The sequence below is a fragment of the Streptomyces sp. ISL-10 genome, from assembly GCF_018614575.1.
Classification (GTDB): domain Bacteria; phylum Actinomycetota; class Actinomycetes; order Streptomycetales; family Streptomycetaceae; genus Streptomyces.
On record NZ_JAGGOJ010000014.1, the window covers coordinates 198,261 to 223,625 of the forward strand.

Below are 25,365 nucleotides of genomic sequence, written 5' to 3' on the forward strand. Positions count from 1 at the left end.
ACCTACCGACCGATCGTTCGGTTCATCGACTTCAATGGTGGGTCGAGGGCCCTTAGGGTGTCAACCCTGTGGATAACTGACGTGGACGACATACAGGGGATCGGGGCGGGGATGGAGTCCTACGAGCACAAGGACGGTTCGGGCGGGCGAAGCCTGAGCTCCGGTCCGCCTCCGCCCCGCCCGCCGGAAGACGAGGCGACGCCCGCTCTCGCCCCCGGCGCGGTCCCGGCGCAAGGCGCTCCCGCAGCGACCGGCCCTGCGACGGACGGCCCCGCCACCGGCACAGCAGCGTCTGGCGCGGCAGCGGTCGGCCAGGCGCCGACCGACCCGGCACCGGCTGCCTCGGCCATGACAGGCACGGACACGGACACGGACACGGACACGGCCTCTCCGGGCACGCCCCGCCCGACCCACGGCATAGCGGCGCTCTCCATGCCCTACCAGGTCCTGGCCGCTGTCTCCGTCACGCTCGTCGCCGCTCTCGTCTGTGTCCACCTGGCCATGGTCTTTCTCCACGTCGCTCCGCCCAACACGGTCACGAAGCGTCATGGCGAGGCGGTCCAGGGCTGGGTGTACCCCGAGTTCGAACAGAATTGGAAGCTCTTCGCCCCCAACCCGCTCCAGCAGAACATCGCCGTGGAGGTGCGGGCGCAGTACACCGCGGCCGACGGCAGCCGCCGCACCAGCGAGTGGATCGATCTGTCCGCACAGGACGGCGAGGCCATCCGCGGCAATCTCGTCCCCAGCCACATCCACCAGAACCAGCTGCGCCGCGGCTGGGACTTCTTCGTCGGCTCCCACGACAACGAGGCCCGTCCCAACGGCCTGCGTGGCAGGCTCTCCGAGCGCTACATCCGGCGCATCGTGATGCTGCGGCTGGACGACATCGACCTTGGCGGTCCCCTCCAGCGCGTCCAGGTCAGGTCGTCTACCCGGGCGATCGAGGCACCCGCGTGGAGCGGCGAGCGGGTGGACACCAGGCCGGTGCACCGGCTCATGCCGTGGTGGACGATCACGGAGGCCGATTTCCCGGGCGGTGTCGACAGCGGCGGTACCGGAAACGGCGGTGTGGCCAACGGCGCCGGCAACAGCGGTACGGAGGCGGGCCGGTGACCACCACCGTGGAGCGCGGCGCGGCACGTGCGATCCAGCGCATCACAGCGACGGCCTTCGGCCCGTACCAGACCGCGATCGTCCGGATCGGGTTCGGCACCACCTGGCTGGTCTTCCTGCTGGTCGAGCTGCCCCACCGCCATCAGCTCTACGGGCCCGAGGGCCCCTGGAGCTGGGACATGGGCCGGGAACTGGTGGCCAACAACAATGCCTTCACCGGCCTGCTGTGGTCGGACAGCAGCCTGTGGTTCGAGACGGTCTACGGCCTGTCCATAGTGGCGAGCCTGCTCCTCATACTCGGCTGGCGCACCCGTGCCGCGTCGGCGCTGTTCATGTTCGGCGTCCTGTCCCTGCAGAACCGCTCCATCTTCGTCGGCGACGGCGGTGACAATGTCGTCCACCTGATGGCGATCTATCTGGTGCTGACACGCTGCGCCCAGGTCTGGTCCCTCGACGCCCGCCGCGCGGGACGTGTCGTGCCCGGTGCCCCCTCGCGCGACCGCGTCGGCCCGCTGCTGTGGGCGGTGCTCGGAGTCGGACTGGTCGTCGGCACCTCCCTCAACGAGACCGGCCCCTTCGTGCTCGTACTCCTGTGGGCGCTGTGGGTGGCCCAAGGGCTGTGGTGGCTGGTCTGCCGGTACGCCCCGCGCGGCGAGCCCCGCGTCCTGCTCGACGTCCTGGCCAATGTGGTCCACAACGGCGCACTCGTCGTGATCATGGCCGAGGTCTGCCTGATCTACGCGACCGCCGGCTGGTACAAGATCCAGGGCTCACGCTGGCAGGACGGTACGGCCCTGTACTACCCGCTCGAGCTCGACTACTTCACTCCGTGGCCGGCCCTCTCCGGCATTCTGGCCGGCAGCGCGCTGCTGGTGCTGGTGCTGACCTACGGCACGGTCATCGTCCAGGTCGCGTTCCCGTTCACCCTCTTCAACCGGCGCGTCAAGAACGTGCTGCTGGTCGCCATGATCCTGGAGCACGCGGGCATCGCCGTGCTGCTCGGTCTGCCGATCTTCTCGCTCTCCATGATCGCCGCCGACGCCGTCTTCCTGCCGACCGCCTTCCTCGTGTGGCTGGGTGCGCGTGCGGCCCGGGCGCGTGACCGGCTGCTCTCGCGGAAACCGGACCCTGGGCAGCCGGAAGGGGAGACCGGAGAGGTGCCCCGTACGCTCGTGGGGTGAGCACCACCGAGGAACCGACGCAGTACGACGAGGGCTACGGCCCCGAGATCGGCGTGGGACCGCACCCGCTGCCGTGGCCGCAGGACGAGCGCTACGCCCCCGAGCTCCTCGCCGAGGGCGACCGCCGCAACGTCGTCGACCGGTACCGGTACTGGACGCGCGAGGCGATCGTCGCCGACCTCGACACCCGCAGGCACGACTTCCATGTGGCCGTCGAGAACTGGGGCCACGACTTCAACATCGGGTCCGTGGTGCGCACGGCGAACGCTTTCCTCGCGAGGCAGATCCACATCGTCGGCCGCCGGCGCTGGAACCGGCGCGGGGCCATGGTCACCGACCGGTACCAGCATGTGCGTCACCACCCGGACACGGTGTCCCTGACTGCCTGGGCCGCGGCCGAGGACCTGCCGATCATCGGTATCGACAACCTGCCGGGGGCCGTGCCGCTGGAGCGGACAGAGCTCCCGCGCCGGTGCGTGCTGCTCTTCGGGCAGGAAGGGCCGGGGCTGACGCAGGAGGCGCGTGAGCACGCGGCGATGGTGTGCTCGATCGCCCAGTTCGGCTCCACCCGGTCGATCAACGCGGGCGCCGCAGCGGCCATCGCGATGCATGCCTGGGTGCAGCGGCACGCGGACATACCGCTGCCCTGACCATGCGCCCCTGCGCCGGGCAGGCGGGCGGGGGCGGTGACCGGCGGGCCGACAGCAGGTCGGCCCGCCGGGCGGGTCAGGCCTGGCGCCGTACCTCGACCACACGGAAGCGGTTCGAGACGAACGCTCCGTCGCACAGGGCCGCGTTCGCCGCGGGGTTGCCTCCGGAGCCATGGAAGTCGGAGAACGCCGCGGTCTGGTTGACGTACACCCCGCCGGTCAGGTTCAGCGAGAGCTGGGCCGACTCGTCGAGGCAGACGTCCTCCAGCGCGCGCTCCGTCGCCGGGGAGGTGGTGTACGCGCCGACCGTCATGGCGCCCTTGTCGCGGACCGTGCGCCGGAGCAGGTCGAGCGCGTCCGCCGTGGAGTCCACGGCGACCACGAACGACACCGGGCCGAAGCACTCCGAGAGGAACGCCGGCTCCGCGTCCTGCGACTCCCACAGCTTCCGGGCGCCGTCGAGCTTGACGATCACCGGCGTGCGCACCGTCGCGTCCGGGAACTCCGGATTGGCCACCTCGCGTGAGGGGAGCGCCACCTCGCCGAGGTCGGCCGCCGCCTCCAGGCGCGCCTTCACATCGGGGTTGACCAGGGCGCCCAGGAGGGCATTGGCCCTGGCGTCGTCGCCGAGCAGACCGCCGACGGCCGCCGCCAGGTCGGCGGCCACCTCGTCGTAGGTCTTCGGGCCCTGGTCGGTGGTGATGCCGTCCCGGGGGACCAGCACGTTCTGCGGAGTGGTGCACATCTGGCCGCTGTACAGGGACAGCGAGAAGGCCAGGTTGGACAGCATCCCCTTGTAGTCGTCCGTGGAGTCGACGACGACCGTGTTGACACCGGCCTTCTCGGTGTAGACCTGTGCCTGACGGGCGTTGGCCTCCAGCCAGTCGCCGAAGGCGGTCGAGCCCGTGTAGTCGATGATCTTGATCTCGGGGCGCGTGGCCAGCGCCTTGGCGATGCCTTCGCCCGGACGCTCGGCCGCCAGGCAGACGAGGTTCGGATCGAAGCCGGTCTCGGCGAGGACCTCGCGGGCCGCCTGCACGGTGAGAGCGAGCGGGAGCACCGCGCGCGGGTGCGGCTTGACCAGGACCGCGTTGCCCGTGGCCAGGGAGGCGAAGAGCCCGGGGTAGCCGTTCCACGTGGGGAAGGTGTTGCAGCCGATCACCAGGGCGATGCCACGGCCCGCCGTCGTGAACGTCTTGCGCAGCTCAAGGGGGTCGCGCTTGCCCTGGGGTTTGGACCAGTCGGCCGCGGCCGGGGTACGGGTCTGCTCCGCGTACGCATACGCCACGGCCTCCAGGCCGCGGTCCTGGGCGTGCGGGCCGCCGGCCTGGAACGCCATCATGAAGGCCTGCCCGCTGGTGTGCATCACCGCGTGCGCGAACTCATGGGTGCGGGCGCTGATGCGGGCGAGGATCTCCAGGCACACCAGGGCGCGCGTCTCCGGGCCGGCCTCGCGCCAGGCCACCATGCCCGCGCGCATCGCGGGCAGCAGGACGTCCAGGTCGGGGTGGGGGTACTCGATGCCCAGCTCCGGTCCGTACGGCGAGGTCTCACCGCCCGTCCAGCCGTCCGTGCCCGGCTGTCCCAGATCGAAGCGGGTGCCGCGCAGCGCCTCGAAGGCCGCGAGGCCGTCCGCGGGGGCGCTGTCGCCGTACGCCTTTGGATGCTCCGGGTGCGGGGACCAGTAGGCGCGCGTGCGGATCGCTTCGAGGGCCTGGTCGAGCGTGGGCCGGTGGGTCTCGGTCAGCTGCTGCATGACGGACCAACTCCTCGTCGAGCTGGGCAGGGGAGTGATGACAGAGTTAGAGTAACCGAACGATCGGTCGGTACAAGGGGGCCTGTCGAACCTGTGGACAACTCATCGGGGAGGATCGCTCCATGACCGCCATCGACTTCAGCCGCGCCGTCGCCGTCGTCGGCACGGGCACCATGGGCCAGGGCATCGCGCAGGTCGCCCTTGTCGCGGGCCACCCCGTGCGCCTCCACGACGCCGTGCCGGGCCGGGCCGAGGAGGCCGCGGCGGCGATCGGAGCGCGTCTGGACCGGCTGGTCGAGAAGGGCCGTATGGACGGCGCGGCGCGCGACGCCGCCCGCGCGAGGCTCCTCCCGGTCGCGGACATCGCGGAGCTCTCCGGCGCCGCGCTCGTCGTCGAGGCCGTCCTCGAACAGCTGACGGTCAAGCAGGAGCTGTTCGCCGAGCTGGAGAAGATCGTCGGCGAAGACTGCCTGCTCGCCACCAACACCTCCTCCCTCTCGGTCACGGCGGTCGCGGGCGGGCTTCGCCATCCCGGTCGCTTCGTCGGTCTGCACTTCTTCAACCCCGCACCACTCCTCCCGCTCGTCGAGGTCGTCAGCGGCCACGCCACCGAGGAGGAGGCCGCCACGCGCGCGTGGGCGACGGTCGCGGCCTGGGGCAAGACGCCCGTGCGCTGCGCCGACCTCCCGGGCTTCATCGTCAACCGCATAGCCAGGCCCTTCTACGCCGAGGCCTTCGCCGTCCACGAGGAGCACGGCGTCGACCCCGCCACCATCGACGCGATCCTGCGCGAGTGCGGCGGCTTCAGGATGGGGCCCTTCGAGCTCACCGACCTGATCGGCCAGGACGTCAACGAGGCCGTGACCCGCTCCGTGTGGGAGTCCTTCTTCCACAGCCCCAAGTTCCAGCCCTCCCTCGCCCAGCGCCGGCTCGTCGAATCGCGCAGGCTGGGCCGCAAGTCCGGCCACGGATGGTTCTCGTATGCCGAGGACGCCGAACAGCCGGCGCCGGCCGACGCGGCACCGCAGGATGCGCCCGAGTACGTCGTCGTCGAGGGCGACCTCGGGCCCGCCGCCGAGCTGATCGGGATGATCCGCGATGCCGGCGTGACGGTGCGGGAGGAGGGCGAGGACAAGGGGACGCGCCTGATTCTGCCCAGCGGTGGGCAGCTGGTGCTCGCGGACGGACAGATGTCCGCGGAGTTCCGCGACGTCGTCTACTTCGACCTCGCCCTCGACTACCGGTCGGCGGGCCGGATCGCCCTGTCCGCCGCAGCTGACGTCCAGGAGGACACCCTCGCGCAGGCCACCGGCCTGTTCCAGGCACTCGGCAAGCGGGTCAGCGTCATCCCCGACGTACCGGGCATGATCGTCGCCCGTACGGTGGCGATGCTCGGGGACCTCGCGCTGGACGCCGTCGCCCGGCGGGTCGCCTCCGCCGAGGACATCGACACGGCGATGCGACTCGGCGTCAACTACCCGCTCGGACCGGTCGAATGGAACGAGCGACTGGGGCGCGACTGGGCCTGGGAGCTGCTCGCCAACCTCCACCAGTCCGTGCCGACCGGCCGATACGCGCGCACTCTGGGGCTGCACCAGTGGTCATACGGTTCCTCCCGCGAGGACGCGTCATGACCACGCCCAAGCGGGACACCTACACCCCCGAGACGCTGCTGACCGTCGCGGTGCGGATATTCAACGAGCGCGGCTACGACGGCACGTCCATGGAGCACCTGTCCCGGGCGGCGGGTATCTCCAAGTCCTCGATCTACCACCATGTCGCCGGCAAGGAGGAGCTGCTGCGCCGGGCCGTGAGCCGGGCCCTTGACTCCCTGTTCGCCGTCCTCGACGAGGACGGCGCCCGGCAGGGCCGGGCCGTCGAGCGCGTCGAGTACGTCACCCGGCGCACCGTCGAGGTGCTCATGGCCGAACTGCCCTATGTGACGCTGCTGCTGCGTGTGCGGGGCAACACGAAGACCGAGCGGTGGGCGATGGAACGCCGCCGTGAGTTCGACCAGCGGGTCGCCGATCTGCTGAAGGCGGCCGCCGCGGACGGGGACCTGCGGGCCGACGTGGACACCCGGCTGGCGACGAGGCTGCTCTTCGGCATGGTGAACTCCCTGGTCGAGTGGTACCGCCCCCAGGCCGGCGGCGGTCACGACGGGGAACAGGTGGCCGACGCGGTCGTGCGGATGGCCTTCGACGGGCTGCGTACGGACGCGCACGGCGCCTCCTGAGCCCACGGGTCCGCCGCGCTCCTTCTGGCTGCGTCCCGGCGGGCCCCGGCGCGCCCGCGACCTTTGTACGGCCGCGCTCCTCTGCCGCGTCCGGCGAGTAGCCCGCGAGCCCCTTCGCGCGCCCACCGAGCCGTCCGTGCGCCCCTACGCAGCCCATCGAGCCGCTGCGCGCCCCTTTTCCGCGTGCCGCCCGTCCCGGACTCCTACGGGCTGTCCGGGACCTCCGAGTCGGGCGACAGGCCCGCGGCGGGGCCGGCCGGGCCGGTCACCGGATCGAGGTCCGTCTCCTCGAACACCAGCAGCGTGCGCGTCGAGAGGACCTCAGGAATCGACTGGAGCCTGGTCAGGACCAGTTCGCGCAGGGTGCGGTTGTCAGGCGTGTGCACCAGGAGCAGCACGTCGAAGTCGCCGCTCACCAGCGCGATGTGCGCTGCTCCCGGCAGAGCCTGGAGCTGCTCGCGCACGGTGCGCCAGGAGTTCTGCACGATCTTGAGCGTGATGTAGGCGGAGGCGCCCTGGCCCGCCCGCTCGTGGTTCACCCGTGCGCTGAAGCCCCGGATCACTCCGTCGTCGATGAGCCGGTTGATCCGTGCGTACGCGTTGGCCCGGGACACGTGCACCCGCTCGGCGACGGAACGGATCGAGGCGCGGCCGTCCGTCTGGAGCATCCGGAGGATGTCGCGGTCGATCGCGTCCAGGGGGCGCGGCGGCGGCGCCTGCTCCGCACGGTCCCCGCCCTCGGCCATTTGTTCAGTCGGCATGTCCCCCCGCCTTTCCAGCATGGACGACCTGTCTCCATCTCAAGCTGTGGAGAACCGTTTGTCCACAGGCTGCCCGTGCCTGTAGCCAAAATGCGTCCACGACCGAACAATCGGTAGGTGAGGCGCGCCACACTCGCGACGCCTCCCGTTCGCATTCGTCGTCGCCTTCGTCCTCGTTGATCGTCGGCGCTCCCACGAGGAGGTGCTCGCGTTGAGAAAGAGCAGCATGACGGTCCAGGAGCTGCCCGGTGACGCTGCGGCCTACCGGCCCACCCCGCCGCCGGCCTGGCAGCACCGCACCGATCCCGCCCCCTTGCTCCCGGACCCGGAGCCGTTCCGCGTGCTGGGCACCGAGGCAGCCGCCGCGGCCGACCCCGAGCTGCTGCTGCGGCTGTACGCGGAGCTCGTGCGCGGTCGGCGGTACAACGCCCAGGCGACCGCGCTGACCAAGCAGGGCCGGCTCGCCGTCTACCCGTCGAGCACCGGGCAGGAGGCGTGCGAGGTCGCCGCGGCGCTGGCCCTCGAGGAGCGGGACTGGCTCTTCCCGAGCTACCGCGACACCCTCGCCGCAGTGGCCCGCGGGCTCGACCCCGTGCAGGCCCTGACCCTGCTGCGCGGCGACTGGCACACCGGATACGACCCGCACGAGCACCGCATCGCACCCCTGTGCACTCCGCTCGCCACCCAGCTGCCGCACGCCGTGGGGCTGGCGCACGCGGCCCGCCTCAAGGGAGACGACGTCGTCGCGCTCGCCATGGTCGGCGACGGCGGCACGAGCGAGGGCGACTTCCACGAGGCGCTGAACTTCGCCGCGGTGTGGCGGGCCCCCGTCGTCTTCCTCGTCCAGAACAACGGCTTCGCGATCTCCGTGCCGCTGGCCAAGCAGACCGCCGCGCCGTCCCTGGCCCACAAGGCCGTCGGCTACGGCATGCCCGGCCGCCTCGTCGACGGGAACGACGCCGCCGCGGTGCACCAGGTGCTCGGCGAGGCCGTCGCCCGCGCCCGGCGCGGTGGCGGCCCCACGTTGATCGAGGCCGTCACGTACCGCATGGACGCCCACACCAATGCCGACGACGCCACGCGCTACCGGGGCGAGAGCGAGGTCGAGACCTGGCGTGCCCACGATCCGATTCTGCTGCTGGAGCGCGCGTTGACGGAGCGAGGGCTGCTCGACGACGACCGCCGCAAGGCGGCCGCCGACGCCGCCGAGTCCATGGCGGCCGACCTGCGCGCGCGGATGAACGCGGACCCGGTTCTCGATCCGATGGACCTGTTCGCCCACGTCTACGCCGAGCAGACCAGCCAGCTTCGTGAGCAGGCGGCGCAGCTGCGCGCCGAGCTGGACGCCGAGGGAGAAGCACGATGACCACGGCTGCCGTGAAGCCGGTGACCATGGCCCAGGCCCTGCAGCGCGCGATGCGCGACGCGATGGCCGAGGACCCGACCGTCCATGTGCTGGGCGAGGATGTCGGCACACTCGGCGGGGTCTTCCGGGTGACGGACGGGCTCGCGAAGGAGTTCGGCGAGGACCGCTGCACCGACACCCCGCTGGCGGAGGCCGGCATCCTCGGCACGGCGGTGGGCATGGCGATGTACGGGCTGCGGCCTGTCGTCGAGATGCAGTTCGACGCCTTCGCCTACCCCGCGTTCGAGCAGCTCATCAGCCATGTCGCCCGCATGCGCAACCGCACCCGCGGCGGCATGCCGCTGCCGATCACCGTGCGCGTGCCCTACGGCGGCGGGATCGGCGGCGTCGAGCACCACAGCGACTCCTCCGAGGCGTACTACATGGCGACGCCGGGCCTCCACGTCGTCACGCCCGCCACGGTCGAGGACGCCTACGGCATGCTGAGGACGGCGATCGCCTCCGACGACCCCGTGGTCTTCCTGGAGCCCAAGCGGCTCTACTGGTCGAAGGCCCCCTGGTCGCCGGAGGCTCCCACGGCCGTCGAGCCGATCGGCCGCGCGGTCGTGCGGCGTCCGGGCCGCGGCGCCACCCTCATCACCTACGGCCCCTCCGTGCCGGTCTGCATGGAAGCCGCCGAGGCCGCCGAGGCAGAGGGCTGGGACCTGGAGGTCGTCGACCTGCGCTCGCTCGTGCCCTTCGACGACGAGACCGTCTGCGCCTCCGTGCGGCGGACGGGACGTGCGGTCGTCGTCCACGAGTCCACCGGCTTCGGCGGCCCGGGCGGCGAGATCGCCGCGCGGGTCACCGAGCGCTGCTTCCACCATCTGGAGGCGCCCGTGCTGCGGGTCGCCGGCTTCGACATCCCGTATCCGCCGCCGATGCTGGAGCGTCACCACCTCCCGGGCGTGGACCGGGTGCTCGATGCGGTGGCACGGCTGCAGTGGGAGGCGGAGAGCTGATGGCGCAGGTGCTCGAATTCAAGTTGCCCGATCTCGGCGAAGGACTGACCGAGGCGGAGATCGTGCGCTGGCTGGTGTCCGTCGGCGACGTCGTGGCCATCGACCAGCCCGTTGTCGAGGTCGAGACGGCCAAGGCGATGGTCGAGGTGCCGTGTCCGTACGGAGGCGTCGTCACCGCGCGCTTCGGCGAGGAAGGCACCGAGCTGCCCGTCGGCGCGCCGCTGCTGACGGTCGCGGTGGGGGCGATGGACGCGGGTGCCGTGGGCACCGCGGAGCCGGCGGGAGCAGGAGCCGGTGCAGGATCGGCGGCCGCAGCGGGGGCCACCGGTTCGGAGACCTCCGGGAACGTGCTCGTCGGGTACGGGACCGGGGCCCCGGCGGCCCGCCGCAGGCGTATCCGGCCCGCCACGGGCGCACCGTCCGCCGACGGGGCGGCCTCCTCCGCCCCCGCGCCGCCCGCCGTGCCGTCCAGCGCTGCGGACGGGGCGACCGACCGGGCCGGCATGACGTCGGGTCCGGTCCATGGTGCCTCGGCGCGCAGGGCGGCGGCCGAGCGGGCCCCGCAGGACAGCCCCGTCGCCGTCATCTCGCCGCTCGTGCGCAGGCTCGCTCGCCAACACGCCCTGGATCTGCGGCTCCTTGCGGGGTCCGGGCCCGACGGGCTCATCCTGCGGGCCGACGTCGAGCGGGCTGTGCGAGCCGCCGACACACAGCTCCAGGCACCCGACGCGTCGCAGGTCACGGCGGCTCGGCCCGAGGCGCCCCGCCCCCCGGCGGAGGCACACGGCGAGCGCGTCCCGCTGCGCGGTGTGCGCGGAGCCGTGGCGGACAAGCTCTCGCGCAGCCGGCGCGAGATCCCCGACGCCACCTGCTGGGTCGACGCGGACGCCACGGAGCTGATGGCCGCCCGAGCCGCGATGAACGCCGCCGGCGGGCCGAAGATCTCCCTCCTGGCCCTGCTCGCCCGTATCTGTACGGCAGCGCTGGCGCGTCACCCCGAGCTCAACTCCACCGTCGACATGGACGCCCGCGAGATCGTGCGGCTTCCGCAGGTGCACCTCGGCTTCGCGGCACAGACGGACCGCGGTCTGGTCGTGCCCGTCGTCAAGGACGCGCACGCGAGGTCGGCGGAGTCGCTCAGCGCGGAGTTCACGCGGCTGACGGAGGCAGCGAGGCAGGGGACGCTGACCCCGGCGGATCTCACGGGCGGCACGTTCACGCTGAACAACTACGGAGTGTTCGGCGTAGACGGCTCCACGCCGATCATCAATCACCCGGAGGCCGCGATGCTCGGCGTCGGCCGGATCGTGCCCAAGCCATGGGTGCACCAGGGTGAGTTGGCTGTCCGGCAGGTGGTCCAGCTGTCGCTGACCTTCGACCACCGCGTCTGCGACGGCGGTACCGCCGGCGGATTCCTGCGGTACGTCGCGGACTGCGTGGAGCACCCTTCGGTGCTGCTGCGCACGCTGTAGGGCATCACCGCCCTGCTGCGCACCTTGTAGGGCGTCACGGCCCTGCTGCGCACCCTGTGGGCATCACGGCGAAGGCCCCGGACCGGCATCCCGGAGATCGGGACGGGGCTCCCCGCCCGCACGATCGCGGCTCATACTGCATGGGTGACCGCGAAGACCGCGTACGACGCCGTCGTGCTCGCCGGAGGCGCCGCCAAGCGCCTGGGCGGAGCCGACAAGCCGGCAGTGAGTGTGGGCGGGCGCGCCCTGCTCGACCGGGTCCTCGGAGTGTGCCGGGACGCGGGGCGCACCGTTGTCGTCGGCGGCCGCCGCCCGACCGCACGCCCCGTCGTGTGGGCACGTGAGGAGCCACCGGGCGGCGGTCCGCTCGCCGCGCTCGATGCCGGGGTGCGGCAATGCGAGGCATCCGCGGTGCTCGTCCTCTCCGCCGACCTGCCCTTCCTCGGGCGGACAACGGTGCGGCGGCTGATCTCCGCACTGTACGAGGGCGTTTCCGAGGCGGTGCTGCTGACCGACGCCGACGGTCGCGACCAGCCCCTCGTGGCCGTCTACCGTACGGAGCCGCTCCGACGCGAACTCGCCCTCCTCGCCACCGAACACGGCACCCTTTCCGGGCTGCCGCTGCGTCTTCTCGCACAGGAACTGGACCTCGCCCGGATCGGGGCCGATCCCCTCGCCTCCTTCGACTGCGACACCTGGGAGGACGTCTCCGCGGCCCGGGCCCGTATCAGGGAGCATGGCAACGTGCTGGATGAATGGATCACCGCAGTCAAAGACGAACTCGGCGTCGAGTTGGACGTCGACACCCGTGTCCTCCTCGACCTCGCCCGCGACGCCGCGCACGGCGTCGCCCGCCCCGCAGCCCCGCTGACCACCTTCCTGGTGGGTTACGCGGCCGCCCGATCCGGCGGCGGACCGGAAGCGGTCGCCGAGGCCGCCCGTAAGGCCGTCGCGCTCGCGGCTCGCTGGGCGGAGGAGACCGAGGAGAGCGAGCAGACGGGAGGGGCCGGGAGCTCCGGAGCCGGCACCGGCAGCCCCGGCAGCGCCGCCGACAGGACCGGTGACGCCGACAGGACCGGCGAGGCCGAAGCCGGATGACCGGTCACGACGACGCATCAGGCCGCCGCAAGGACGGACCGGCCCACGAAGACCTGTGGTCCGGCCCGGAGCAGCCGCAGCCCGCCCAGGAGGGCGATCTCGACGGCGTGGAGGAGGCGCTCGCGCTGGTCGGCCACCGAGACCGGCAGCCCGCTCCGCAGGCCCCGGCCGGCACGTCCGCCAGCGGTGGCACCCCCGCCCGGCACCGCGCCACCTCCTGGCCCGACGCGCGGTCCCTCGCCGCCCGGATCGGCCGCAGCGCAGCACAGCGCACCCGGAGGACGGCCCTCGGTGACGCGCTGGGAGAGGTCATCGCCGAGCCCCTCGTGGCGCTCTGCGACCTTCCGTCCTTCGACACCTCCGCCATGGACGGCTGGGCGGTCGCCGGCCCAGGCCCCTGGCGCCTGGACGCGGAGGCCTCGATCCTCGCCGGCCACGGCGAGATGAGGCCCCTCCCCGACGGCACGGCGGTACGGATCGCCACCGGTGCCCGGGTGCCACCCGGAACGACCGCGGTCATCCGCAGTGAGCACGCCCGTGCCGACACGGTCACACAACCAGCGGAGACGTCAGGTACGGACACACAACGTACGGACACATCCCGTACGGGCACATGGCCTACGGGGGCGCAACAGCTGTACGCCGAGCGCGAAGTGGTCCCCGGCCAGGACATCCGGCCGCGAGGCCAGGAGTGCCGTTCAGGCGACCAGCTCCTGCCTCTCGGCTCCCTGGTGACCCCGGCCGTCCTGGGGCTCGCGGCGGCCGCCGGCTACGACGCACTCGTCACCGTCGCCCGGCCGCGTGTCGACGTCCTGGTGCTCGGCGACGAGCTGCTCTCCTCCGGACTCCCCCACGACGGTCTCATCCGCGACGCACTCGGTCCGATGATCGGCCCCTGGCTGCGATCGCTGGGCGCCGAGGTCGTCGCGACACGACGGGTCGGAGACGACGCCGAGGCCCTGCACCGCGCCGTTACGACGTCCGATGCCGACCTGCTGATCACCACCGGCGGTACGGCCTCGGGGCCCGTCGACCATGTCCACCCGGTGCTGCGCAAGGCGGGCGCCGACCTGCTGGTCGACGGAGTCGCCGTACGACCCGGTCACCCCATGCTGCTCGCCCGGCTCGCGCCGGGGCGCCATCTGGTGGGTCTGCCCGGTAACCCCCTGGCCGCCGTCTCGGGGCTGCTCACGCTTGCCGAGCCACTGCTGCGCGGGCTCTGCGGGCGACCACCGGCAGCTCCCTACAGCCTCCCCGTACGGGAGGCGGTGCACGGACACCCGCAGGACACCCGGCTGGTCCCCTTCGTGCACGGCGACGATCTGCTCCTGCCGCTCCACTACAACGGTCCGGCGATGCTGCGGGGCATCGCGGCGGCCGACGGTCTGGCCGTGGTCCCGCCCGGCGGGGCACGGCCCGGTGACGAGCTGGAAGTCCTTGATCTGCCCTGGGCCACATGGACGCCGCCGACGGGCGAGAGAGGATGTTTCACGTGAAACTGCCCGGCCAGGACGCGATGGCCCGGCATGCCGACGAGCACCTGATCACCGGCCGGGTGAAACTTCCCCGCCGGATCATCGAACGTCCGTTGCGCCAGGTCAGCAAGCGGCTTCTGATGGCCCTGGCCGTCCTGGTCATCACGGTCCTGCTCGTCTGGATCGACCGCCACGGCTACCATGACGCCGCCGACGGGTCCGTCGACTTTCTCGACTGCGTCTACTACGCGACCGTCACCCTTTCCACGACGGGCTACGGCGACGTCGTTCCCCACAGCGACGCGGCCCGGCTCACCAATGTGCTGCTGGTGACCCCGTTGCGTGTGCTTTTCCTGATCATTCTGGTCGGCACCACTCTCGAGGTCCTCACCGAACGCACGCGGGAGGAGTGGCGACTGAATCGCTGGAGGTCCACCTTGCGCGACCACACCGTCATCGTCGGCTTCGGCACCAAGGGGCGATCGGCGATGATGACGCTCTGTGCCACAGGGCTGCGGAAAGACCAGATCGTCGTCGTCGACCCGAGCAGCAAGGTGATCGACGCCGCTAACGTCGAGGGCTTCGTCGGTGTGGTCGGCGACGCCACCCGCAGCGACGTACTCATCAGGGCCGAGCTCCAGAAGGCGCGGCAGATCATCGTCGCTCCCCAGCGCGACGACACCGCCGTACTGGTCACTCTGACCGCCCGCCAGCTCAACCGCGGCGCCAAGATCGTCGCCGCGGTCCGTGAGGAGGAGAACGCGCCGCTGCTGCGCCAGTCCGGAGCCGACGCGGTCATCACCAGCTCGGGCGCCGCCGGCCGGTTGCTCGGCCTGTCCGTCCTCAGCCCCAGCGCGGGCACGGTCCTGGAGGACCTCATCCAGCAGGGCAGCGGCCTCGACCTCATCGAGCGGCCGGTGATAAAAGCCGAGGTGGGCCGGAGCGTGCGCGAGACGGACGACCTCGTCGTGAGCGTCCTGCGCGGGCACCGGCTGATCGGCTACGACGACCCCGCGGCGAGCCCGCTGCAGCTCACGGACCGGCTGATCACCATCGTGCGCGCCCGGAACGACCAGTCACCGGGCAGCCGGGAGTAGCCTCGCGGCCATGCATGCGATCACGATTCCCGAACCCGGTGGCCCCGAGGCCCTGGTCTGGGCCGAGGTGCCCGATCCCGTACCCGGCGAGGGAGAAGTCCTCGTCGACGTCGTCGCGAGCGCCGTCAATCGCGCCGATCTGCTGCAACGACAGGGCTTCTACGACCCGCCGCCCGGCTCCTCCCCGTATCCCGGACTCGAGTGCTCGGGCCGGATCTCCGCGCTGGGGCCAGGAGTTTCGGGCTGGGCCGTCGGCGAGGAGGTGTGCGCGCTGCTCGCGGGTGGGGGATACGCGGAGAAAGTCGCCGTTCCGGCCGGGCAGTTGCTGCCCGTACCGCACGGAGTGGATCTGGCGACGGCCGCGGCGCTGCCGGAGGTCACCGCGACCGTGTGGTCCAACGTTTTCATGGTCGCCCACCTGCGGCCGGGCGAGACCCTGCTGGTCCACGGCGGCGCCAGCGGCATCGGGACGATGGCGATCCAGCTGGCCAAGGCCGTGGGCGCGCGGGTGGCGGTCACGGCGGGCGGTCCCGAAAAGCTGGCGCGCTGCGCCCAGTTGGGCGCGGACATCCTCATCGACTACCGCGAGCAGGACTTCGTCGAGGAGATCCGCAAGGCCACGGACGGCGCCGGGGCCGATGTCATCCTCGACATCGTCGGCGCGAAGTACCTGGACCGGAATGTCCGGGCACTGGCCGTCAACGGCCGGCTCGCGGTCATCGGCCTCCAGGGCGGTGTGAAGGGCGAGCTCAATCTCGGCGCCCTGCTCAACAAGCGGGCGGCGGTCACCGCCACCTCGCTGCGTCGCCGTCCGCTGGGCGAGAAGGCGGCCATCGTCGGGGCCGTCGCCGAGCACGTCTGGCCGCTGATCGCGGCAGGCCGCGTACGCGCGGTCGTGGACCGGCAGGTGCCGATGCGGGACGCCGCCGAGGGGCACCGGGCGCTGGAGACGGGCAGCCATGTCGGCAAGGTGGTGCTGATCGCGCCCGAGAAGGGCTGACAGGCCCCGGTCGTACGAGTTGCCGATGGCCCGGCCCACCGGTGAGGTGGGCCGGGCCTTCCCATTCGGCCGCGAAGCCCGGACGACGCCGCGCCGGTTGCGCCATGCCCGGTCACGCCGCATACCGGGGTGCGCCCCATCACGCCGCATAGCGGGGAGCATGCGCCCGGTCACGCCCCGCCCGGGCATGCGCCCGGTCACGCCCCGAGCGGGGCATGCACCCGGTCACGGCGTGCGCCGAGGAACGCGTGCGCGGGGCGCCCCGCTCCCGGTTACAGATACGGGCCCGAGCGGATCGCTCCGTGCTGTCCGCCTTCGTCGTCGTCATGCGGGGCACCGGGCGGCAGGGCGCGACGCATCTGCTCCAACTGCGCCCTCGCCGCCATCTGCTGGGCGAACAGCGCCGTCTGGATACCGTGGAACAGGCCCTCCAGCCAGCCGACCAACTGAGCCTGGGCGATGCGCAGTTCCGCCTCTGAGGGAATGGCGTCGTCGGTGAACGGGAGAGAAAGACGCTCCAGTTCCTCGACGAGCTCGGGTGCGAGGCCGTCCTCCAGCTCCTTCACCGAACCGGCGTGGATCTCCTTGAGCCTGACGCGGCTCGCCTCGTCGAGAGGTGCCGCCCTGACCTCCTCCAGCAGCTGCTTGATCATGCTGCCGATGCGCATGACCTTCGCCGGCTGTTCGACCATCTCCGTCACCGGGACCTCGCGCGACTCGTCGTCACCGTCACCGCCGCCGAGCGCCATCCCGTCCTGTCCCACCACGAGGACCTGGGGGCTCTCCTGCGACCGTTCATTCCTCGGCATCTCCATGCGGCCATTCTCTCGTACAACTGCGTCACCACAGGGTGTGCCCCCGCAGGAAGGTGATCCACCTTCCTGCGGGGGCACAAAACCGCAGCGCATCGCGGGTACGGGTCCGGTCAGGTCGCCTCGCGGCGGGCCAGCGCCCCGCGAGAGCGGGTGACCAGGGCCGCCAGCAGAGCCGCACCCACGGGTACGGCGACCAGCAGCGCGGCCAGCGTCGCCCACGGCACCACGATCGGCACGAACGGTTCGCCGCCCGGGCCCCAGCCGTTGTCGAGGGCCTCCTGGTACCAGTTCATCTGCTGACGCTTCTCCGTGAGCCGCAGGCCGATGGCGGGGAGCACTCCCGCCGCCGAGCCCAGCACCACACCCATGGCGGCGACCACGCCGCACTGGAAGCCGCTGAGCGTCCTGCGGACCCTCGGCGGGGCGCCGACGGCGGCCAGCGTCTTCAGGTCGGCCTCCGCGTCGGCCTGGGCGAGGCCCGTGGCGATACCGGCCGCACCGATGGTGATCAGGCCGGCGAAGACGGTCAGCGCCAGCAGCACGATGCTGTTCTCGCTGGTGTAGCCCTCCTCGATGTGGAGGTTGATGTCCACGCCCGTCTTGTCGAGCTCGTTGTCCAGCTTCTGCCGCTGCTCGCTGCTGGGCATGCGGTCGGTGGAGTAGTAGGCGCCGATCGGGGCCGTGTCGATGCCCGCCGCCTTGGCCGCCGCGAACGGCACGATCAGACGGACGCCGTACGTGTCCGGCGTACCGGCCACCTGGTGGGCGGTGAGGCTCTTGATCTCGCCGGGAGCCTCCTTGCCCTGCTCCAGCGCCCTGTCGGCGGCCTCGGCGTCGGTGATCAGACGGATGTCGATCGCACCCTTTGCGTTGACGTTGCGCTTGTCGAAGGACACCACCTGACCGGCGGCCAGAGCCTTCTCGGCACCAGGGTCGTCGATGCCGAGCACCTTGAGCAGCTTCGTGTCGCCGACGAGAACACCGCCGTCGGTCGGGGCCCCGTAACCGCCGTTCTCCTTGCACCGCCAGTCGTCGGCGAGCTTGCGGCGTTCGGCCTTGGAGAACCGCTCCGCGGGATCCTCGTCGGGCTTGGCCGGGTCCGTGGCCCACAGGGGACACTCATGGGCCTTGGGCACGACCACCTCGTAGCGGCCGCAGCCGTCGCGCGTCTCGTACATCGAGCAGTTGCCCTTGCCGACGGCGATGCGGTCCACATCGGCCCGCACGTCGACGGGCAGCAGCTTCTGCACGGTGGCGCGCACACCCGGGACGTCACGCCCGCCGGCCTCGTCGATCACCACCGAGACCGCTCCGTGCGGGAGTTGGGCCTCGTACTGCGCCCTGCCCTGCGCGTCGTTGCTCGCCGCGTACGTCGCGACGGCCACCGTACCCGCGACCGCGGCCAGGACCGCGGCGACAGCGGGAGCCGTACGTCCCCGGTTGCGCACAGCGTCGCGCAGCGCGAGCCGTGGGGAGAGCGGCAGCAGACGGCCGGTCCGGCCGAAGAGGCCGACCAGGGCCGGGGTCAGCGCGACCACGCCCAGCTCGGCGATGGCACTGCCCCCCGCCACCACGGCGAACTGGTCGGTCATGGTCGATCCGTACAGCGCGATCGAGGCGCCCAGGAGGACCGCGACCAGGCCGACGACAGGCAGCACGCGGCTGCTCCTGCGCACTCCCCGGCGGCCGGTGAGCGAGGCCAGGACCGACTGCCGGGAGGACGTGATCGCCGGGACGATCGCCGCCAGCAGGCCGGTCAGGACAGCCAGCAGGGCGATGCCGAGCAGTTCCAGGGGCCGTATGTCGAAGCTGCCGAAGCGCTGGCCCAGGGAGTCCTCCAGCACGGGCTGGAGGAGGAAGGTGAGGATCAGACCCAGCACGGTGCCCACGACGGCCGCGGCGACGCCGATCACCAGGCCGCCGGCGAGGACGATGGCCCGGATGTGGCGGCGGTCGCCGCCGTTGGCTCCGACGAGACCCAGCTGGCGGCGGGACCGGCGCGCCCCCACGGCGAACGCGGGACCGGCGAGCAGGCAGATCTCCAGCATCGCGAGACCGACGACCGTGCCGATGGCGGCGAGCGCGGCCGCCTTGGCGGCGGTGCTCTCCTCGTACCTGCCCCAGTCCTCCTTCTGGAACAGCGGCACCTCGGAGTCGGCGGGCGGGTTCAGCGCCACCGCACGCGATTCGACCACCACACCCTTGGTGTTGACGCCCTGGACCATGTTCCACGTGAAACCACCGGGAATGGTCGCAAGGAGGGTCATGCCTGCTGAGGGCCCGGGCAGCCCGGCGGCGTCCAGAGCCTTGGCGAGGGGGGCGATCAGAGCGCCGGGAAGGGCGTTGACCTGGTCGGTGTCCAGCGCGTCGGGAAGCTCGTACGAACCGACGATCGTGTACTCGCGGTCGAAGCCGCGCGCGGTGAGCTTCGAGCCGACCTTCAGACCGCTGCTCTCGAGGAAGTGCGTGGTGGCGGCGACCTCGTCGGACTTCTGCGGCAGCCTGCCGCTGACGACCGGCATCATGCCCTGAGCCATCGGGTCGGCGGCCTTGAGCTCGCGGATCTCGGTCTGCAGCAGACCGTGCGTCGTGCGGACCTTGGCATAACCGGTCGTGTCCGTCAGGGTCTTGGCTCCCGCGGGCAGCGCCTTGGCGATGTCCGTGCGGCCCTCGGGATACGGCTGGTCGTCGAAGTCCTGAACCGGTGCGTGGTTGAGGCCGTCCGGGGACTGCAGGATCGGGACACCGCCCATGCCCGGGTCGGACAGCCGCGCGTCCGCGCCGCCGATCCGGCGCGTCAGGCTCTGCTCGGTCGACAACTCGGCGCTGCGCACGGTGAGATCGGCCGCGCTCACTCCGACGATGGGCAGGGCGATCATCGCGAGGACCAGGAAGCTGCGCCCCTTGGAGCGCCAGGCGTCGCGGCGCGCGATCCGGATCGCGGCGCGCCAGGAGTGGTACCAGGTCGTCACAGCTCGGCCGCCTGGCCGGAAAGCAGGGAGTCGGCGTCGCTGCGGACCGTCTGGTCGACGACCGCACCGTCCCGCAGGAACACGACCCGGTCGGCCCACGCGGCGAAGCGGGGCTCGTGGGTGACGAGGATGCCCGCGGCCCCGGCGTCGCAGCGAGCCCGCAGCAGCGCCAGCACGGACTCCCCGGTCTCGGAGTCGAGGGCGCCGGTGGGCTCGTCGGCGAGCACGAGCCGGCGCCGGCCCACGAGTGCGCGGGCGATGGCGACGCGCTGCTGCTGGCCGCCCGACATCTCGTCGGGGAAGCGGTCGGCGAGCTGGCCGAGCTCCATCTCCTCCAGGGCCGAGACGGCTTCGGCGCGGGCCTTGCGGGCCGAGGTGCCGTCGAGTTCACGCGGCAGGGCGACGTTCTCGGCGGCGGTGAGGGCCGGTATGAGGTTGTAGTCCTGGAAGACGTAGCCGATGCTGCGGCGGCGCAGGGCGGCGAGCGTCTTGCGGTCCGCGGTGGTGATGTCGGTGTTCTCGACGATCACCCGTCCCGAGGTGGGGGTGTCGAGCCCGCCCGCGATGGTGAGCAGCGTGGACTTGCCGGAGCCGGAGGGGCCCATGACGGCGACGAGTTCGCCGGGGAAGACGTCGAGGTTGACGCCGCGCAGGGCGTGCACTTCGGTGGCTCCGCTGCCATGGACGCGCGTCAGTTGCTGAAGTTGCAGCACGGGCTGCCGTGATTCCAGTGGCTGTGGTGACTGCTGTTGGGACATCGGTGGTTTCCCCCTTGAGCGGGTGAGTACACGCAGGCGGTGTACGAGAGATCGGTGGGCCTGAAGAGGCCTGTCGGATGGGCCTGAAGAGGCCGAAGGGGGCAGCCGGGGCCGACTGCCTTGGGACGGGGACGGGACGGGACGGGTACGGGTAGGGGTGCGGACGGGTGGCGGGGCGTACCCGTTGAGGACGCCGGCCCGGTGCGGCGGACCGAAGCCGTCGCCCGGGTCCTGCACCAACCCGGTATGAGGGGCCGAGGCCGCCGTCCGGGTCCTACGCCGGCCCGGTGCGACGGGCCGAGGCCGCCGTCCGGTCCTGCGCGGGCGGCTGGACGGCCGGCTCCGCCGGAGGCGCGGCCGGCGACGGGGCGTGCCCGGCCGCAGCGGACAGCCTGATGAGCCGCATCTCGCAGTGGTCGAGCCAGCGGGCCTCCGCCTCGGTCTGGAAGATGAGCTGTTCCAGCACCAGCAGCCAGGCCACGTCGTCGCGCTCCTGCGAGCCCCCGCCCTCGATCGCGGCCAGGGCCTGGGCCTTGAGCCGGGTGTAGTCCTGCATCGCCTTCACGGAGTGCCGGCGCTGGGACTGGATCACCGCGCGGATGTCCACTCCGGGCGTCCCCACCGCCATCGCGAGCTTGATGGCGAGCTCGTCGCGGGGCGGGCTGCTGCGGTCCACGGGAGTGGCGAACCATTCCCGTAGCTCGGCGCGGCCCTTGTCGGTGATGACGTACAGCGCGTGCCCCGCCTCGTCCTCGCCGTCCTGGGCGACCATCCCGTCGCGTTCCAGGCGGCCCAGGGTCGTGTAGACCTGGCCGACGTTCAGCGGCCAGGTGGCGCCGGTACGCGACTCGAACTCAGAGCGCAGCTGGGAGCCGTAGCGCGGGCCGGGCTCCAGGAGGGCGAGAAGCCCGTGACGGATCGACATACTCGGTATGTATACCGGGTATGTCGAGCGGGGCCAACCATCCTCCGAAGGACGTGCGAGATCCGTCTTGAGGAGGACGGGAGGGTCAGCGGCGGCGCAGGCGGATGCCGAGGAAGCCGATCCCGAGGCCCATCAGGGCCATTCCGACCCCCAGCGACAGCGGTGAGATCTGCTGGGCGACGGGGGCGGGCACAGCCTCAGGCCCCTGGTCACGGGCGTCGGCCGGCGCGGAGGTCGGCGCCGCGGGCGACCATGCGCCCCAGTAGCCGCCGTCCTCGTCCCTCCGGGGTGCTTCGTCATCCGCAGGAGGGTGATGCTCCTCCGGCCGGCCCGTCCGGGGGCCATGCGCCCAAGGGGACGAGGGCGTTCGGGCGGGGCGGGAAGGCCGGGCGGACGGTGGTGCGGACGGTGTCGACGCGGACGAGGAGGCGGTGGGCGCGGTGGCGCTGCGCGCAGGGTCCACGGAGGGGCGGGCGCTCGCGGTCGGCAGCTGCCGCCCGGGGCGCGGCCTGCCCTGACCGGCCTGCCGCCCGGCGAACGAGGCCGAGGGTGACGGCTTCACGACGGGCCGGGGACCGGGGGGCTCGGACGGCTCGGCATGCGCGGCCGGTGCGAGGGGGAGGGTCGCCAGCGCGAGCGATGCGACGGTGATCGCGCACCGGGCGCGGAGCTGTGGAATCACCGGAGGGCCTCCCGTGACGGGGCACCGAGTCGCCGACTGATCGAGGAACGGACTCAGCGTCACATGGGTGCACAAGTCCGGCATCTCGGGCGTCATGGTCTGAAGACCGGCAGAAGCGGTGCGACGGCCGAGGCCCGGCACACGGATCGTGTACCGGGCCTCGGCCGAACGGCGTATCACCGGGCCACCCGCAGAGGCCCGGTGGGCGGACTAATCCGCGTACCCCGTGGAGACCTCAAGGGTGAACGTGGCGTTGTCCTCGGAGATCTCCGTGTCCGCCAGCGGGAACTGCGAGATGACGACGTCCTTCCCCCACTGGGCGTTGTCGACTTCGTCGATGTTGATCTTCCAGCCGCGTGTGTTCGCGCATTCCTTCACCGACAGGATGTCCTTGTAGACGAAGTCGGGGGCCAGGACCTTCGACGGGTCGTCGTAGCCCTCCTGGGCGTCCGAGCACTTCGTCTTGTCGATGGTCCGGTTGCGCTCCGGGCCCTTGTAGCCCGCCTCCTTCGACTCGCTCGTCGACGGGTCGCCGCCGGCCTCCGTCTCCGGGTCGTCCTCGCCGTTCAGCGCGATCGCCGTGACCAGGCCGCCGATGGCGAGGAGCGCCACCGCGACGGCGCCCACGATCACCGGCATATTGCGCTTGCCGCTGCTCCCGCCCGACGAGGCCGCCGTGTGCGGCGCCATCGTGTACGGAGGCGGTGTCGACGCCGCCGGGGGCTGCGTCTGGTAGGCCGGGGACGGGGTCGGGTAGCCGTAGTGCGGAGCGGGAACGGGCGTGGGGGCCGGGGTGGGCGGGCCGTACGGGCCCGGCTGGTACGGCGTCTGGACGCTCTGGGGCGCCGGCGTCGACTGGTCCAGCGGCGGGAATACGGCGGAGCCGACTCCCGAACCGCTGCTCGCGGGCGCACCGCTGATGATCACGGGTGCGCCGGTCTGGCCGGCGCCCGCGACCCGGGCGCACTCGTCGCGCATCGCGGCCGCGCTCGGGAAACGCTCGTTCGGGTTCTTCTTCAGCGCCCGGGCGACCAGCGCGTCCATCGCGGGAGTGAGGGAGCGGTTGATCGTGGACGGGGCGACGGGCTCCTCCTGCACATGCGCGTACGCGATGGCGAGCGGCGAGTCCGCGTCGAAAGGCAGCCGTCCGGTCAGCAGCTGGAAGAGCATGATGCCGACCGAGTACAGGTCGGAGCGGGCGTCCACGCCTCGGCCCAGGGCCTGTTCGGGCGAGAGGTACTGAGGGGTCCCGACGACCATGCCGGTCTGCGTCATGGACGTGACGCCCGACTGCATGGCGCGGGCGATGCCGAAGTCCATGACTTTGACCACACCGCGCTTGGTCATCATCACGTTGCCCGGCTTGATGTCGCGGTGGACCAGGCCCATCTCGTGGCTGGTCTCGAGCGCGGCCAGAACGTCGGCGGTGACCTTGAGTGCCTTGTCGGCGGGCATCGCACCGTACTGCTGGATGTCCGCGGCGAGGACCGAACCGAGCGGCTGGCCCTCCACGTACTCCATGACGATGTACGGCATCAGCGAGCCGTCCAGCTCGTCCTCACCCGTGTCGAAGACGGACACGATGTTGGTGTGGGACAGCTTGGCGACCGCCTGGGCCTCGCGGCGGAAGCGCTCGCGGAAGGACTGCTCGCGGCCCAGCTCGGTGTGGAGCGTCTTGATCGCGACCTGGCGGTCCAGCGCGGAGTCGTAGGCCAGATATACGGACGCCATGCCGCCTTCGCCGAGCAGGTCGCGAAGCTGGTACCGGCCGCCCGCTACGGAACCGCCCGCATAGCGGCCCTGTGCGCCGTCCTGGCTCATTTCGTGCTTCCCCCTGTGCGCGCTTGGCCGCGGCTGATCCGAATTTACGGGCCAAGTCTGCCCCAGGGCACCGACACGTCAAGCCAGGTGCCCGTTCCGTGACCGTACGCACAAGAAGAGTCTCGTAAGCGTTACAGGAACAGCATGGAATTTGCGCGGGCCGGTGGGCTGCGGGTTTGATGGCCGGTCTCCTTCGAGACCGGCCTGCCGCGTGAAGGCTGTAGCGTGACGTGGCACAGCACCCTGAGGACAGCGGACCCCGCACGCACACCACGTACGCGGACAGATACGACGGCGAGGACTGATGGCACCCGAACCCGAAGCAGACGGCGGCGGAGTGCCGGAGTCAGCGGACGCCTGGGGCATCGGCGGAGTGGTCGGTGACGGCCGCTACCGGCTGACGCACCGTCTCGGACGAGGCGGCATGGCCGAGGTGTTCGCGGCGGAGGACGTACGGCTGGGCCGGACCGTGGCCGTCAAACTGCTGCGTGCGGATCTGGCCGAGGACCCCGTCTCCAAGGCCCGTTTCACGCGCGAGGCGCAGTCGGTCGCCGGCCTCAACCACCATGCGGTGGTCGCGGTCTACGACTCCGGCGAGGACGTCGTCGGCAATCAGACCGTCCCCTACATCGTGATGGAGCTCGTCGAAGGCCGCACGATCCGCGACCTGCTGGTCAATGCCGAAGCCCCGCCGCCCGAGCAGGCGTTGATCATCGTCTCCGGTGTGCTGGAGGCCCTCGCCTACTCGCACCAGCACGGCATCGTGCACCGTGACATCAAGCCAGCCAATGTCATCATCACGCACTCCGGCGCCGTGAAGGTGATGGACTTCGGCATCGCCCGTGCCCTGCACGGCGCGCAGTCCACGATGACCCAGACCGGCATGGTCATGGGCACGCCGCAGTACCTCTCCCCCGAGCAGGCGCTGGGCAAGGCCGTCGACCACCGCTCCGACCTGTACGCCACGGGCTGCCTCCTCTACGAACTGCTGGCGCTGCGGCCCCCGTTCACCGGTGAAACGCCGCTCTCGGTCGTCTACCAGCACGTCCAGGACATTCCGGTCCCGCCGTCCCACGTCCTGGACGCGGTGCCGCCGGAGCTCGACGGCCTGGTGATGCGCTCGCTCGCGAAGGACCCGGACGACCGGTTCCAGAGCGCCGAGGAGATGCGCGGACTCGTCCAGTAC

At 71.7% G+C, this 25,365-nt stretch carries 20 protein-coding genes; 13 read left to right on the forward strand and 7 right to left on the reverse strand.

What is annotated here, in order from left to right; genetic code table 11:
• The first annotated feature begins 81 nt into the window (after positions 1-81).
• The 3 genes from J7E88_RS18805 to J7E88_RS18815 are packed head-to-tail and all read left to right on the forward strand — an operon-like array spanning position 82 to position 2,944.
• Positions 82-1,113, forward strand: a complete 1,032-nt coding sequence (locus J7E88_RS18805; RefSeq protein ID WP_215182511.1) for a DUF5819 family protein — start codon at positions 82-84, stop codon at positions 1,111-1,113.
• The gene (locus J7E88_RS18810; protein WP_215182513.1) at positions 1,110-2,294 is read left to right on the forward strand and encodes an HTTM domain-containing protein; all 1,185 of its coding nucleotides are present in this window, start codon (positions 1,110-1,112) and stop codon (positions 2,292-2,294) included. The genes J7E88_RS18805 and J7E88_RS18810 overlap by 4 nt, the downstream gene beginning before the upstream one ends.
• Positions 2,291-2,944 (forward strand): TrmH family RNA methyltransferase, encoded by a 654-nt coding sequence (locus J7E88_RS18815; RefSeq protein ID WP_215182515.1) that lies wholly within the window; start codon positions 2,291-2,293, stop codon positions 2,942-2,944. The genes J7E88_RS18810 and J7E88_RS18815 overlap by 4 nt, the downstream gene beginning before the upstream one ends.
• 76 nt (positions 2,945-3,020) lie before the next feature.
• Here the strand turns inward: J7E88_RS18815 and paaN are convergent, their stop codons facing one another.
• Positions 3,021-4,700, reverse strand: coding sequence for a phenylacetic acid degradation protein PaaN (gene paaN / locus J7E88_RS18820; protein ID WP_215182517.1), 1,680 nt, complete (start codon positions 4,698-4,700; stop codon positions 3,021-3,023).
• A 122-nt stretch (positions 4,701-4,822) separates the two neighbouring features.
• Here paaN and J7E88_RS18825 point away from each other — a divergent pair, with 122 nt between their 5' ends.
• Together J7E88_RS18825 and J7E88_RS18830 are read left to right on the forward strand one after the other, a co-directional pair.
• On the forward strand, positions 4,823-6,334 hold the full coding sequence (locus J7E88_RS18825; RefSeq protein WP_215182519.1) for a 3-hydroxyacyl-CoA dehydrogenase: 1,512 nt from the start codon (positions 4,823-4,825) through the stop codon (positions 6,332-6,334).
• Positions 6,331-6,936, forward strand: coding sequence for a TetR/AcrR family transcriptional regulator (locus tag J7E88_RS18830; RefSeq protein WP_215182521.1), 606 nt, complete (start codon positions 6,331-6,333; stop codon positions 6,934-6,936). Before J7E88_RS18825 ends, J7E88_RS18830 begins: the two co-directional genes overlap by 4 nt.
• A 203-nt stretch (positions 6,937-7,139) precedes the next feature.
• On the opposite strand, the gene J7E88_RS18835 is transcribed toward J7E88_RS18830, so the two are convergent.
• Positions 7,140-7,682: an Lrp/AsnC family transcriptional regulator gene (locus J7E88_RS18835; protein WP_215182568.1), complete on the reverse strand. Its 543-nt coding sequence runs from the start codon at positions 7,680-7,682 to the stop codon at positions 7,140-7,142.
• 241 nt (positions 7,683-7,923) lie between these two features.
• Here J7E88_RS18835 and pdhA point away from each other — a divergent pair, with 241 nt between their 5' ends.
• From pdhA to J7E88_RS18870, 7 genes are all read left to right on the forward strand, one after another.
• On the forward strand, positions 7,924-9,063 hold the full coding sequence (pdhA, locus tag J7E88_RS18840; RefSeq protein ID WP_215182570.1) for a pyruvate dehydrogenase (acetyl-transferring) E1 component subunit alpha: 1,140 nt from the start codon (positions 7,924-7,926) through the stop codon (positions 9,061-9,063).
• Positions 9,060-10,064, forward strand: coding sequence for an alpha-ketoacid dehydrogenase subunit beta (locus J7E88_RS18845; protein ID WP_215182522.1), 1,005 nt, complete (start codon positions 9,060-9,062; stop codon positions 10,062-10,064). Before pdhA ends, J7E88_RS18845 begins: the two co-directional genes overlap by 4 nt.
• Complete coding sequence (locus J7E88_RS18850) at positions 10,064-11,536, forward strand: dihydrolipoamide acetyltransferase family protein (RefSeq protein ID WP_215182524.1); 1,473 nt, start codon at positions 10,064-10,066, stop codon at positions 11,534-11,536. The genes J7E88_RS18845 and J7E88_RS18850 overlap by 1 nt, the downstream gene beginning before the upstream one ends.
• A gap of 144 nt (positions 11,537-11,680) precedes the next feature.
• Entirely contained in the window at positions 11,681-12,634 is a 954-nt protein-coding gene (locus J7E88_RS18855; RefSeq protein WP_215182526.1) for an NTP transferase domain-containing protein, read from the forward strand.
• Positions 12,631-14,130, forward strand: coding sequence for a molybdopterin molybdotransferase MoeA (locus tag J7E88_RS18860; protein ID WP_215182528.1), 1,500 nt, complete (start codon positions 12,631-12,633; stop codon positions 14,128-14,130). The genes J7E88_RS18855 and J7E88_RS18860 overlap by 4 nt, the downstream gene beginning before the upstream one ends.
• Entirely contained in the window at positions 14,118-15,206 is a 1,089-nt protein-coding gene (locus tag J7E88_RS18865; protein ID WP_374196295.1) for a TrkA family potassium uptake protein, read from the forward strand. The genes J7E88_RS18860 and J7E88_RS18865 overlap by 13 nt, the downstream gene beginning before the upstream one ends.
• Positions 15,207-15,216: 10 nt before the next feature.
• Positions 15,217-16,206 (forward strand): NAD(P)H-quinone oxidoreductase, encoded by a 990-nt coding sequence (locus J7E88_RS18870; protein WP_215182529.1) that lies wholly within the window; start codon positions 15,217-15,219, stop codon positions 16,204-16,206.
• Between the two features lie 272 nt (positions 16,207-16,478).
• On the opposite strand, the gene J7E88_RS18875 is transcribed toward J7E88_RS18870, so the two are convergent.
• The 5 genes from J7E88_RS18875 to J7E88_RS18900 form a co-directional block, all read right to left on the reverse strand.
• Positions 16,479-17,021 carry a bacterial proteasome activator family protein gene (locus tag J7E88_RS18875; RefSeq protein WP_215182531.1) on the reverse strand — a complete coding sequence of 181 codons (543 nt, stop codon included), beginning with the start codon at positions 17,019-17,021 and terminating at the stop codon, positions 16,479-16,481.
• A gap of 110 nt (positions 17,022-17,131) precedes the next feature.
• Complete coding sequence (locus tag J7E88_RS18880) at positions 17,132-19,993, reverse strand: ABC transporter permease (RefSeq protein ID WP_215182533.1); 2,862 nt, start codon at positions 19,991-19,993, stop codon at positions 17,132-17,134.
• Complete coding sequence (locus tag J7E88_RS18885) at positions 19,990-20,751, reverse strand: ABC transporter ATP-binding protein (RefSeq protein WP_215182535.1); 762 nt, start codon at positions 20,749-20,751, stop codon at positions 19,990-19,992. The genes J7E88_RS18880 and J7E88_RS18885 overlap by 4 nt, the downstream gene beginning before the upstream one ends.
• Before the next feature lie 274 nt (positions 20,752-21,025).
• A complete protein-coding gene (locus J7E88_RS18890) occupies positions 21,026-21,676 on the reverse strand; it encodes a PadR family transcriptional regulator (RefSeq protein WP_215182537.1) in 651 nt (216 codons plus the stop codon).
• Between the two features lie 892 nt (positions 21,677-22,568).
• A complete protein-coding gene (locus tag J7E88_RS18900) occupies positions 22,569-24,179 on the reverse strand; it encodes a protein kinase (RefSeq protein WP_215182539.1) in 1,611 nt (536 codons plus the stop codon).
• 304 nt (positions 24,180-24,483) lie between these two features.
• Between J7E88_RS18900 and J7E88_RS18905 the strand changes: the two genes are divergently transcribed.
• On the forward strand, positions 24,484-25,365 hold an 882-nt coding region (locus tag J7E88_RS18905; RefSeq protein WP_215182542.1), incomplete at its 3' end, for a protein kinase.

Coding starts and splice junctions, on each gene's coding strand:
- paaN (WP_215182517.1), bottom strand. CDS start 4,700: ATGCAGCAGCTGACCGAGACCCACCGGCCCACGCTCGACCAGGCCCTC.
- J7E88_RS18825 (WP_215182519.1), top strand. CDS start 4,823: ATGACCGCCATCGACTTCAGCCGCGCCGTCGCCGTCGTCGGCACGGGC.
- J7E88_RS18830 (WP_215182521.1), top strand. CDS start 6,331: ATGACCACGCCCAAGCGGGACACCTACACCCCCGAGACGCTGCTGACC.
- J7E88_RS18835 (WP_215182568.1), bottom strand. CDS start 7,682: ATGGCCGAGGGCGGGGACCGTGCGGAGCAGGCGCCGCCGCCGCGCCCC.
- pdhA (WP_215182570.1), top strand. CDS start 7,924: ATGACGGTCCAGGAGCTGCCCGGTGACGCTGCGGCCTACCGGCCCACC.
- J7E88_RS18845 (WP_215182522.1), top strand. CDS start 9,060: ATGACCACGGCTGCCGTGAAGCCGGTGACCATGGCCCAGGCCCTGCAG.
- J7E88_RS18850 (WP_215182524.1), top strand. CDS start 10,064: ATGGCGCAGGTGCTCGAATTCAAGTTGCCCGATCTCGGCGAAGGACTG.
- J7E88_RS18860 (WP_215182528.1), top strand. CDS start 12,631: ATGACCGGTCACGACGACGCATCAGGCCGCCGCAAGGACGGACCGGCC.
- J7E88_RS18865 (WP_374196295.1), top strand. CDS start 14,118: ATGTTTCACGTGAAACTGCCCGGCCAGGACGCGATGGCCCGGCATGCC.
- J7E88_RS18870 (WP_215182529.1), top strand. CDS start 15,217: ATGCATGCGATCACGATTCCCGAACCCGGTGGCCCCGAGGCCCTGGTC.
- J7E88_RS18875 (WP_215182531.1), bottom strand. CDS start 17,021: ATGGAGATGCCGAGGAATGAACGGTCGCAGGAGAGCCCCCAGGTCCTC.
- J7E88_RS18885 (WP_215182535.1), bottom strand. CDS start 20,751: ATGTCCCAACAGCAGTCACCACAGCCACTGGAATCACGGCAGCCCGTG.
- J7E88_RS18890 (WP_215182537.1), bottom strand. CDS start 21,676: ATGTCGATCCGTCACGGGCTTCTCGCCCTCCTGGAGCCCGGCCCGCGC.
- J7E88_RS18900 (WP_215182539.1), bottom strand. CDS start 24,179: ATGAGCCAGGACGGCGCACAGGGCCGCTATGCGGGCGGTTCCGTAGCG.